This window comes from Gardnerella sp. C0684A1 (genome assembly GCF_055326835.1).
Genome location: NZ_JBLTSX010000001.1, coordinates 258,270 through 270,133, shown reverse-complemented (window position 1 = coordinate 270,133; position 11,864 = coordinate 258,270). Strand labels below are relative to the sequence as shown.

Annotated in this window: 8 protein-coding genes and 1 tRNA gene; 2 read left to right on the top strand and 7 right to left on the bottom strand. The window is 40.6% G+C overall.

All coding sequences use genetic code 11. The features are described 5' to 3' along the window. Positions 1–73 precede the first annotated feature (73 nt). The 6 genes from ACNEUN_RS01125 to ACNEUN_RS01100 all read right to left on the bottom strand — a co-directional run bounded on the left by ACNEUN_RS01125 (position 74) and on the right by ACNEUN_RS01100 (position 8,018). A complete protein-coding gene (locus ACNEUN_RS01125) occupies positions 74–1,441 on the bottom strand; it encodes an FHA domain-containing protein (RefSeq protein ID WP_463630277.1) in 1,368 nt (455 codons plus the stop codon). Positions 1,442–1,503: 62 nt separating this feature from the next. Beyond that, complete coding sequence (locus tag ACNEUN_RS01120; RefSeq protein WP_463630275.1) at positions 1,504–2,475, bottom strand: purine nucleoside phosphorylase YfiH/LACC1 family protein; 972 nt, start codon at positions 2,473–2,475, stop codon at positions 1,504–1,506. 14 nt (positions 2,476–2,489) lie between these two features. Further along, positions 2,490–3,353, bottom strand: coding sequence for an aldo/keto reductase (locus ACNEUN_RS01115; protein WP_419398878.1), 864 nt, complete (start codon positions 3,351–3,353; stop codon positions 2,490–2,492). A gap of 197 nt (positions 3,354–3,550) precedes the next feature. Further along, positions 3,551–6,307, bottom strand: a complete 2,757-nt coding sequence (locus ACNEUN_RS01110) for a polyribonucleotide nucleotidyltransferase (protein ID WP_463630272.1) — start codon at positions 6,305–6,307, stop codon at positions 3,551–3,553. Positions 6,308–6,750: 443 nt separating this feature from the next. Next, positions 6,751–7,020, bottom strand: coding sequence for a 30S ribosomal protein S15 (gene rpsO, locus ACNEUN_RS01105; RefSeq protein ID WP_427875850.1), 270 nt, complete (start codon positions 7,018–7,020; stop codon positions 6,751–6,753). 194 nt (positions 7,021–7,214) lie between these two features. Further along, the gene (locus ACNEUN_RS01100) at positions 7,215–8,018 is read right to left on the bottom strand and encodes a teichoic acid transporter (RefSeq protein ID WP_463630269.1); all 804 of its coding nucleotides are present in this window, start codon (positions 8,016–8,018) and stop codon (positions 7,215–7,217) included. Between the two features lie 236 nt (positions 8,019–8,254). Here ACNEUN_RS01100 and ACNEUN_RS01095 point away from each other — a divergent pair, with 236 nt between their 5' ends. Both ACNEUN_RS01095 and ACNEUN_RS01090 read left to right on the top strand, forming a co-directional pair. Then, positions 8,255–8,956, top strand: a complete 702-nt coding sequence (locus tag ACNEUN_RS01095) for a DedA family protein (RefSeq protein ID WP_427877620.1) — start codon at positions 8,255–8,257, stop codon at positions 8,954–8,956. A 118-nt stretch (positions 8,957–9,074) separates the two neighbouring features. After that, positions 9,075–9,147 (top strand) — tRNA-Ala (locus ACNEUN_RS01090). A 79-nt stretch (positions 9,148–9,226) separates the two neighbouring features. Here ACNEUN_RS01090 and ACNEUN_RS01085 read toward each other — a convergent pair. Next, complete coding sequence (locus ACNEUN_RS01085; protein WP_463630267.1) at positions 9,227–11,791, bottom strand: hypothetical protein; 2,565 nt, start codon at positions 11,789–11,791, stop codon at positions 9,227–9,229. Between the last annotated feature and the right edge of the window lie 73 nt (positions 11,792–11,864).

Sequence of the window (11,864 nt, the reverse complement as noted above, 5' to 3'; positions counted from 1 at the left end):
GCTCATACTGATTCTCTCACTTTGTTGCACTCATCGTCACTTGTAATCGTCTAGTTTTAATAATATCCACGAATCACTGGCCTATAGCTTTACGGTAAGCACTATATCCCTCATTGTGGGCTAATGCTTTTTCTACATCACTGTTACCAGAAGCTGCTAGCCAAGCATACAAATCATCGTATAATCCCGTATTTTCTGCAAGGAATGGAAGTAGTTCGCGATATTTTGCCATCTCAAACTGTTCCGAAAAATCTGCACTATTTTTAGCTTCTTCAGAAGTAAATCCTCCTGCTTCAACTAAATCTTGATGAGTATCAAACTCGCCTTTTGAAACTTTATCAAATACAGATCCTGGTTCAAAAGCTGGTTTATAAGCTGTATCAATATCTTCATTATCAACGATTCCTGCGGTTTCTGCAGTTTCAGCAATTTCTACAGATTCCGGAGATATTTGAGATACTGGATATGCCTGAGACATTTGCGCTTCCAGATCAACTTGTTCGTCACTTACTTGTGCGTTTGCTTCCGGAGTAGTTTCTGCATTTACTTCAGTATTTACTTCAGTATTTACTTCAGAATTATTATCTCCTGCATACTGATTGTCATCATTTTGACCGTACAAAGATTCAGACTGAGATATTGCAGCATTAGCAAACATTGCTGCTTGCATCATATGCTCATCTTCCACGTTATCATTCTGATTGCTGTAAGTGTTTTCAACAGATTCAGTATGCTCTGACTTATCCTGAGAAATCTCAGCTTGAGCATCATCAAAAAGATTACGAGGCTCAACAGGTTCCTCTTTCTGTTCCATAACTACAGGAAGAGTTACATTATTATTTTCTAATAAAGCTCCAGAATTCAATGCCGCATTTACTGCAGAATCTGCACCATTATTATGATTCCACGACAATCCCGGCTGAGAAACAGACTGCGCGTGGAATATTCCCGTAGGTTCTCCAGCTCGCAAATCAAGTATTTGATCTACAGAAAGATCAGAAGCATCCGGTTCCTTACGAGCTGAATCAGTAGCATAGGAGAACAAATCTTTTACATGCTCTCCAGAATCAGCATCTTCTTCGATATGTACGAAATCTATAGGAACATCACCGAATTGCATTCGCATAAGAGTATCTGGGAGCTGGAAGTCCACTCCTGATTCCAAACGCATCAAATTACCATTATTGCCAACTACATAAGTGCCGTTTGTAGAATCAAGATCGCGTATAGTCGCAACTCCCTTTTTATCTACAATAAGTAGTGCGTGACGCTTAGACATAGAACGCTTGTTATCTACTATGTCTATGCGCTTGAAACCATCTTCGCGCAAAGGACGTATAGGCTTTCTACCTATTTCTACTGACTCACCAGCACCTACTCGTGCTTGCTCTACTCCGCCCACGGTAATCATCCAGCGCTGCACGGTTTGTCTCTCACTCACCTAACCTGCTCCCTTCAAAAAACACACTACTTACTATTGTGTCATGCTTTATGTATATTGCGCTAGTTTTTATCGATTTTATACACAAGAGCAAGAAGTCTACCCTCGTGAGATTTTCCAGCTAAACTAGCGCGCCGATGAGAATACCAGAGTGGATTTTCAAGAGTACACATTGCATTCTGCAATTCACGCATACGATTGGATAAAGATTGTCCCTCTCCATCTACTTCGCAAATTGTTCGCAATTCCTCATCTTCAGATAAATATTGCGTTGCAGCTGTAACTCGCGGTAAAGCATCAACAATATTCGCTACTCCTGCGAGCGCTAAATCTATTCTCGCAGCTTCAGCAATATCAATACCGATTCCACCAAAACGCGTTTGTGTTACAGTTTGCGGATATCTTTTTTCAAAGTCTCGTGCTATTTCATCACCAACTTCGTAACAATTTCCGCAAATGCATGGACCGAGCACTGCTGTTATGCGAGAACGCTCAGCTCCCTTTTCACACATTGCGTCAACAGCAGAATCAAGCACGCCAGCCATCAATCCTTTTCGTCCGCAATGCGCTGCTGCAATAATTCCAGCTTCATCATCAGCAAGCAAAACAGGTAAACAGTCTGCAGCAAACATTCCTAAAGCAAGCGAGCAGGCTGTAGAAACTTGTGCATCCGCATCAATTCTCAATGTAGAATCTGCGAAACCTGTTGCGTCAAAACCGTAGCCTGTATTCCATGAATCAACTATGGTGTCTGCATCAAATACGTTCCTGCCATGAACTTGGCTAACTAAGCATAAATCTGCTTTTATAGCTCTCTGCAATGCGGCTCTATTACTGGCGACTGCTTCTACGCTATCGCCTGCGCGTCCACCTAAATTAAGTGAAGCAAATGAACCTTCAGATATACCTCCTAGTCTCGTAGTAAAAACTGCTTGTGTGCGAGACCCTAAGGCTACTGGGATTGTTACTGGTATTGGTAGTCCTTTATCATCCTCATGCGGAAGTGGCATACCTGTTACGCTTGTTTCTTGCATTTTAGTGTTTTCTTTCAGCCTAAATAAGCCAACTCTTCATTACTTAATTGCAAATCTGAAGCTTTCAAACTATCTAAAATTGTGGCCGGTCTGTGTGCTCCAGGAATTACAAATACGTGATCGCCTTTAGCGAGTTCCCAAGCCAAAACTACTTGCTGATAACTTACGTTATGATTTTCTGCAACTTTGCGGAATGGATCGAAAAGATGCTCATCATAAGGGTGACGGAATCCACCAAGAGGACTCCAGCAAACAAAAGCAATTCCAAGCTTTTCGCAATATTGCAAAGTATCTTCATTCTCTAAATGAACTGGAGAATATTGATTTTGTACTGCTACTAGCTTTTCTCCTAAAATGTTGCGAGCGATATCGATTTGCTCTACAGAAGCGTTAGAAATACCGATTTCTCGAGCAACGCCTTCATCAAGCAACTGCTGCATTGCTTCAATAGACTCATTGTATGGAACTTCTGGATCTGGTCTGTGGAAGTAAAGCAAGTCAATAGTGTCAACTCCTAAAGCCATTGCGGACTCTTTGGCATGCGCAATCAAATGCTCTGGTTTGCCATCCTTACCCCATGTTGGTCGTCCGTCGGTAAAGTTACGGAAGTGACCGACTTTAGTAGCAACCAGAATAGAAGATTTGTCACCCTTCCAGCTTTCTAAAGCCTCACGAACAAGTTTTTCACCAGTTTGTTCCTCGCCGCCAGAGCAGTAATATGCCCAAGCTGTGTCAATATGCGTACAACCTGCATCAAGAGCCGCATGAATTGTTTCAATACCCATGTCATGGCCAAGATTGTTTTCTATTGTTAAAGGCATTTCGCCAAAACCAATAGCAGTTGTATCAAATGAACCTAACGCACGATGCATAACCATAAGTCACCCCTACTTTGACGGTAATTAAAATTTCTTATTTTAACCTATGTTTTTATAATATTTTATTGCAGAGATTGCATAAAGCATTATTTACTAGAAATGCCCTCAAAAGCAGACGCAATTTGAAGGCATTTCTACAAGTTATTTAATTATTAACTATCGATTAGTATTTAGCTTTTTCGATAAGTTTTATGCGATTAGTCCTCTTCAAATGGATCAAAATCGCGGCGAACACGACGGCGAGGACGCTCAGTACGTTCTTCTCGAGCTGCGCGATACTCGTCATAATGATCATCGTCAGCTGCGTAACGTGGGTTGCGATCCAAGCGACGATCTCCCGAACCACGGCGAGGACGCTCATCGCGATCGGAACGATTAGAACGGTCATCTCTATGACCGTCATAACGGTCGTCACTAGAACGGCGGCGAGGACGCTCATCAAAATCATTGTCATCATAACGACCAGCACGATCCGAACGCTCACCGCGATCATCGTTTCGATCTTCATAACGATCAGAACGGCTGTCGCGATCAGAATATCTGTCGTCACGACGTTCATCGCGCATGCGACGGCGAGGACGCTCATCACGATCATCTTCACGACGGTCGTCACGCATACGGCGACGAGGACGCTCATCACGATCAGCGTGATCGTCACGATCTGAACGAGAACGACGATCGGAATTATCAGAACGCTCACCGCGATCATCGCGAGAACGACGATCATTGCGATCTGCTGGAGCTGATTCTTGATTCTCAAAACCTGGAATTGCTAAGGATATCTTTCCGCGCTCATCTACGCTTTGTACGATAACTTCAACGCTATCGCCTTCTTTAAGAACATCCTCAACAGTGTCAATACGTTCGCCGTTTGCTAAATTGCGAATCTGCGAAATATGAAGCAAACCGTCAGTTCCAGGAGTCAAATTTACGAAAGCACCAAAGCTAGTGGTCTTAACTACCTTACCGGTGAAAGTTTCGCCAGCCTTTGGCACGCGAGGATTTGCAATAGAATCGATGATTTCCTTCGCCTTCTCGGCAGCTTCTCCACCTTCAGAAGAGATGTAAACTGTACCATCATCTTCAATAGCAATCTCAGCACCAGTTTCTTCCTGAATCTGGTTAATCATCTTGCCCTTAGGACCAATAACTTCACCGATCTTATCTACAGGAATTGTGGTTGTGATAATGCGTGGAGCGAACGGGCTCATCTCAGCTGGGCAATCAATGCACTCGTTAATAACTTCAAGAATCGTTGCACGAGCTTCGTGAGCCTGCTGCAAAGCGGCAGCCAAAATATCAGCTGGAATACCATCAAGCTTAGTGTCGAGCTGCAAAGCAGTGATGAACTCGGAAGTACCAGCAACCTTGAAGTCCATATCTCCGAAAGCATCTTCTGCGCCGAGAATATCAGTCAAAGTCTTGAAGATATGCTTTCCATCAACATCGCCAGAAACCAAGCCCATAGCGATACCAGCAACTGGAGCCTTCAAAGGCACGCCAGCTGCAAGCAAAGAAAGCGTAGAAGCGCAAACGGAACCCATAGAAGTAGAACCGTTGGAACCAATAGCTTCAGATACCTGACGAATAGCGTATGGGAACTCTTCGCGTCCAGGCAATACTGGAACCAAAGCCTTCTCTGCTAAAGCACCGTGACCAATTTCACGACGCTTTGGAGAACCTACACGACCAGTTTCACCAGTGGAATATGGAGGCATCTCGTAGTTGTGCATATAACGCTTAGTTTGTGGACCAGAAAGCGCATCAACCTGCTGCTCCATCTTAAGCATGTTCAAAGTAGTTATGCCCAAAATCTGGGTTTCACCGCGCTGGAATAAAGCAGATCCGTGAACGCGAGGAACAACATCAACTTCTGCAGAAAGTGTACGAATATCGCGCAAACCACGACCATCAATACGATAGTCTTCAGTCAAAATGCGACGACGAACGATCTGACGCTGCAATTCCTTAAATGCGTTGCCAAGTTCCTTTTCCTTTTCGGCTTCGTCCATATCAGTGAACTCTTCGGCTATTGCAGCACGCACGCCTTCTTTAATTTCCGCAATGCGATCCTGGCGTGGAAGTTTTTCTGCAATTGAAAGAGCCTCATCCAAATCTTTATGCGCGATTTCGTCAATACGTGCGTAAAGTTCGTCAGTATACTCTGGGAAAAGCTGGAATTCCTTAGTTTCTTTAGCTGCTATACGCTTCAACTCATTCTGAGCGTCGCAAATAACCTTAATAAATGGTTTAGCAGCTTCCAAACCACCGGCAACAACTTCCTCATCTGGCTTAGTTTGACCCTCATTGTAGATCAAGTTCCAAGCGTTCTTACCAGCACCAGCTTCAATCATTGCGATTGCAACATCACCGTTTTCAATAACGCGACCAGCCACAACAATTTCAAATACCGCACGCTCGCGCTCGCTCCAGCGTGGGAATGCAACCCACTGGCCGTCAATCAAAGCCAGACGGACACCGGAAACTGGGCCTTCAAATGGCAAACCAGAAATCATAGTAGATGCAGAAGCTGCGTTCAAAGCAATAACATCGTAGGCATCATCCGGATTAATTGCCAAAATTGTTTCAACAACTTGTACTTCGTTACGCAAAGTATGTGGGAACAATGGACGTAACGGACGGTCAATAATACGGCATGCAAGAGTCGCTTCGTTAGAAGGACGTCCTTCACGACGGAAGAAAGATCCTGGAATCTTACCAGCTGCATACATCTTCTCTTCCACATCAACAGTTAATGGGAAGAAGTCGTAATTTTCCTTCGGGCTAGAACCTGCAGTCGTTGTCGACAAAATCATGGAATCGTCATCCAAATATGCAGCAACAGCACCATCTGCTTGTTGCGCAAGTCGACCAGTTTCAAAGCGCAATGTGCGCTTACCAAATGAACCATTATCAATAACGGCTTCTACAGCCTTAATTTCGGGACCCTCCACGGGTTCCTCCTTTTCTTAACTTACCTAATCAACCAACATGCGTAATAACATTGGCGACTTCGCATCATTACCATCCATGCGACTATTTGCAACATTTGCAACATTTGCGCAAACGCCAACATTTCATTTCGTAGTGTTTTTTGTTTCGGCTACTTCAATCATCCGTATTCAGTTATATTCACATCCTATGATGTGCTTTTCTTCTTCAGTTATAAACTCTTATTGCGATTTACATGCAACTTTAATGCACTTATTATCGTACTCGCATAATTGATTGGCTACTCACTTACCAATTTTCATACTTTTCTTCACTTGATAATTGCGCTTACCACAACGTAATTTTTACTGCTAAATTACACAAACATAAAGCGAAACTATATAAAATAACAGAAATATTTAGTTATAAAAATACAGAAGCCCGAGCTTATGCCCGGGCTACAAAACTATCGACGCAAGCCGAGTCGTTCAATCAAAGAACGATAACGATTGATGTCAACACGCTTCAAGTAGTCAAGAAGACGACGACGATCACCAATCATGAGCATCATGCCACGACGAGAGTGGTGATCATGCTTGTGCTCCTTCAAATGCTCAGTAAGGTCAGCAATGCGCTTGCTCAACAATGCGACCTGCACTTCTGGGGAACCCGTGTCACCCTCGTGAGTCGCGAATTCGTTGATGATGTTCTGCTTATCTTCAGCCGTCAATGCCACGGCGTCCTCCTTAAATCGCTGCGCGGTGCCACAACCTTATGTTGTAGCGCTCTGAATCCGCGGGCGTTACACGCCAAACGTCAATGTTACATCACATGTAGAACAAAACTCTCTGCAACATAATTAAATAATTTTCCGCAACTTTCCTCATACCTACATACATACCTACTAGCAGCAACTGATACTAGTGATTCTCACATTGCTGTTATAAATCCACCAAATAAAACAACAATTAAAGACATAACTTCAATAAAGAAGAACATAATAAAAGATGCCCAACTTTTTGTAAGTACATTTAGGCGGGAACGTTTTGGTATAAGAACAAGCAAACCAACAAAAAGTACCGAATAAATTATTACGCCAGAACCTGCAGAGATAATACCCAAATTTGCTGCATTTGCCTGACCGCTTGCAGACCCGTACATAACGTACGTGCCGTACCAGAAGTTCATATTAAGCAAGCATAATCCTGCAATAAACTGTTCAAAAGATAAGAAAACAAGAAGTAGCAATCTCCAAAACCATTTGCTTGACTCTATTAACGCCATTGCAATGCTAGTAAACACTAGTACTGTGATCATCCAAGATATGAATACAATACCTTGTGAAGAAAAATGTGAGCAGTAATCTATAACTGAATAAGTACTGCGCAAAGCAAGAGTACGTCCAGCCCAATAAGGAAGAACTATTGCCATTAGTAACACAATTAAGTACACTACCCAACGTTTTGGTTTTGCGTTTTTTCTAGAAATATCCGCTATCGACAAATCTGATTCGAAAGATTCAGTTTCATAGCTTTCATACACATCTTTTTTTGATTTTTTTACGCTTACTTGCTTCTTAACAGCAACTTCGTCGTTACTTGCAACTAAATGTTCGTCAGCGCACGCTATATCTGAGTTTTTTGCGTGATCCTTCTCTACATTTTCCGCATCTTTATGCGCATTATCGCTACAATCAAGATTCTCAGAGGTTACAGCCTTACCCTTCGCTGTCATTTACTCACTCCTTTTGAACGTCTCAAAATTTGAAATAATTTTAAAGACGTTTCACGAAATATACTTCCAACATTTACGTGCTTTTTATCTATTTTAAAACATGATACTCAACCATGTATCCGTTTATACTGACTGCTACTCTCTTATACATACAGTTACAGCTACGAATGTGTTGCAATACTTACTTAATCGTACATGTTGCAGACATTCCACGCGCATTTATGACAGGAATTTTCATGGGATTTGTTCAGTTTATTCTTCACCTGCTTAAAGATCCTCGCTCGGCCATAGCCAGCTGGATTGCGATGGGCACAGCCCCAGCACTCGGACTTATTTTCCTTATTATTTTTATAGAAACAGGCGTAGTTTTCTTCCCATTCCTTCCGGGAGATTCACTTCTTTTTGCATCAGGATTCTTCGCCGCAAAAGACTCTACTGGGCACAGTCCACTTCCTCTGCCTCTTCTACTTGTTGTAGTTTGGCTAGCACCTATTATTGGTGATCAGTGCAATTATTTTATTGGTCATTTCTTCGGTCGCAAAATTGTAGAATCCGGCAAAGTTAAAGCTTTAACTCCAGATCGAGTCGCTAAAACAGAAAAAATGATTGACAAATGGGGACCTTTAGCGGTGTTCTTAGGACGTTTCTTCCCATTTATTCGCACTTTCATGCCGTTTATCTCTGGAATTTCAGGAATGAAATGGTCTCGTTTTACTCCTTTCTCTATCCTTGGCGGCATTGTATGGTCTACTTTGTTTACTCTTCTTGGATATTTCTTCGGTAATATTAGTTTCGTACAGAATAATTTTGAGTTAGTAATCGTTGCGATTTTGCTCATTTCACTCGTTCCTACTTTTATTGGGCTATACAAAGCACATAAAGCAAAGAAAACATCTAAATCAGCTAAAGCAGCTGAATCAGATAAAGCAACAAAATAACTGATAAATCCGAGAAAAATAAATAAATTTCGACACTCAAGCACACTGCACTATAAGAAATATTGTTTTTATACAAGATTTGTAGTACAGTGTGCAGAGTTGTCGTAAGACACACATTGGGGCTATAGCTCAGTTGGTAGAGCGCTTCGTTCGCATCGAAGAGGTCGTGGTTTCGATTACCATTAGCTCCACGAAGCCCACTGCATTCATTCCACCGCAGTGGGCTTTTTTATTTCAACAGACTTTACTTTAACAGCAGAGATTTTTTATTCACCTTCCTCTAGTTTTCATATAGTATCCAACACCTAGCAAAGCTGCTACAACAGCTATCACAACAATTCCTGCATATATAAGTACTTCTGAAGATAATGCAGATTTTTTGTGCGTCTGATAAGCAGAAATAGATTTAGAAACAGGCTCTTCGTTTATTACTAAATCATCTTCACTATCTGTAGAACCATTAGTTTCTTGGTTATCTGAACTATCACCATCATCTGCAGATTTTGTAGATTCTTCAGTTCTTATTTCACTATTTTCATTAGCGTCTTTCTTTGCAGCATCTTTCTTCTCTGCCTCTTTTTTTGCAGCGTTTTTCTTTAGCGTGCTTTTCTTATCAGTACTCTTATTGTCTTCACCGTTCTTATCTTGTTTATCTTTTTGTTTATCTTTTTGTTCATCTTCTTTCTTATCTTTCTTACCTTTTTTACCTTTCTTATCTCGTTTATCTATAGTAGAAACGGCAATATTTTTATATTCAGAAGTAGTAACATTACCAGCGCGATCGCAAGCTTCAATCTTCACATTATGTTTCTTATCATCGGCCTTAAGAGTGTGAGAAAAAGAAGTAGCAGAAGCATTTTTATCTGACCACTGTCGAACCAACTTCCCATCTATACTAAGCTTCACAGATTGTAAACCCATATTATCTTTCGCATTCATTCGCAGTACACGACCCTCACCTTCCTCCTGATACGACGTATTATCTTTCAGATTGAGAATGCTTACAGTTGGAGCTGCTGAGTCTACAGAAAAACTTAAGGATGCTGACTTAGCATCAGTTGCTCCACTTTTTACTAAATTATCGTTCGACGAATAATGACCAGCATTATCTATAGAAGAAACTCTTACATGATACGACGCATTTTTCTGAAAATTTTTCGCAGGAATCTTATAAATTCTGCGATACCAACCATTCTCTCTATTAGTTGTAACTGAAAAATCTTTAGAATCTAAAGCCTTAAAATGCCCATCTTGTATTAACGAGACAGTTGGAGCATCGCGCCAACCACTAGGATTAATCTCTTCAATATAAACACTTGGAGCGCTTTTTACATTATGATTATTCAACGAAGTGGTTGGAGAATCAAAACTGTAAATTGATCCTCCTCTGTTTACAGAAAAACTTAAATTACCTTGCGCAGAGTTGCCAGCTAAATCTTGAGCACTCCATTGCAAAGTATAAAAATCATCATCAGCAGTACTACGACTTAAATTCCCGTATTTTACACAAACATTTCCGTCATTTTGAGTTACTACAGGCTTTGCGAGCGCAGTATGCTTTGAGGCACGCAAACTGTACTTTATGCTTGAAGAATCAAGTAGTGAATCTTTGAAAATTATTTCTGGTTCTACTTTTCCAGCATAAGATCCCGAATTACGAACTCCTATAACTTCTACTTTTGGAGCTGTAGTGTCTATAACAAACTCATCTTTTATTGGTTCAGACATATTACCTGATAAATCTTGTACAGAATACACTGCTTTCCATTGCGCATCTTTATTAAAATCCACATCTGTATACCAAGTATTCTTCTCAGTTGAACTGTTAGTGAATTTATCTGGAGTAATATTAAACGGTTTATTATCTGCCATGATTATTGCAATAGGAATATCACTATGCGAGTATTGCAAGAACGCGAAATTTGCTTCATTAATTGTTATACGAGCATGCATATAAGTTCTGTAGTATTTGTCGTGCTTTGCAGCAGAATTAGCATATTTAACGCTTATTATTGGCTCCGTATAGTCAACAATAACAATATGAGGTAAAGCAGTACCGTCAGTGGAAATAAAATTAATTTTAGGATTTACAAAGCGAACAGGCTTTTGCACATACGATACAGATTTAACTAAATTCTTATTTACTTCGTCAAGCGACTTTAACGATAAAATCTGCTTATTTTCTTGGTTTTTCTGCGAATTTTTATACAATGTATCAACTTTAATTGAGATTGTATCAAAATCATATATTGTTTCACGATTAAGCGGTACAACAGCAAAGCCAGCTAACGGATTACTTTGGTAGTAAAAATTAGTACTTTCTTTCAATATACCGTTGCTTACCAGCTTTTCTCCATTTCGAGAAACACGATAAGTTTTCATACTCACTTCAACGCTACGAATTAATTTAGCAGCGTTAATATCGAAACCTCCTATATTAACGCGCACAACAATAGGTTTATTTGTAAAACCGTAGTTGTTAACACTATGAACTAATGATTTATTCGAAACTAAAACTACATCTTTTACAAAAAGTCCGTTAGGCTTACGAGTTTGACTTTCATTAGATTTATCGCGTTTCCTTGCATCTTTTCTATTTACTCTATTCACCGCAGAGTAAACAGTGTGCTGTTGAACAGAATAAGACCTAGTAGTCTTTGCACTACCACGCTCATTTATATTGCACAGCACACTCAAACCAACAGACACAAAAACAACGAATACTAGCATTCGCATTGTGAGCATAATTATGTTCTTTTTACGCTCACTTTGCTTTCTTTGCATATGCTGATTTCGTCTATTATTAGACTGCTTGCATTTGTTATTTGAAACCATGATTCCCCCTTTTTTATTCGAACAAATATCTTATTTTTTTACATATTTGCTCGTTTTATATCCCCAATTTTTT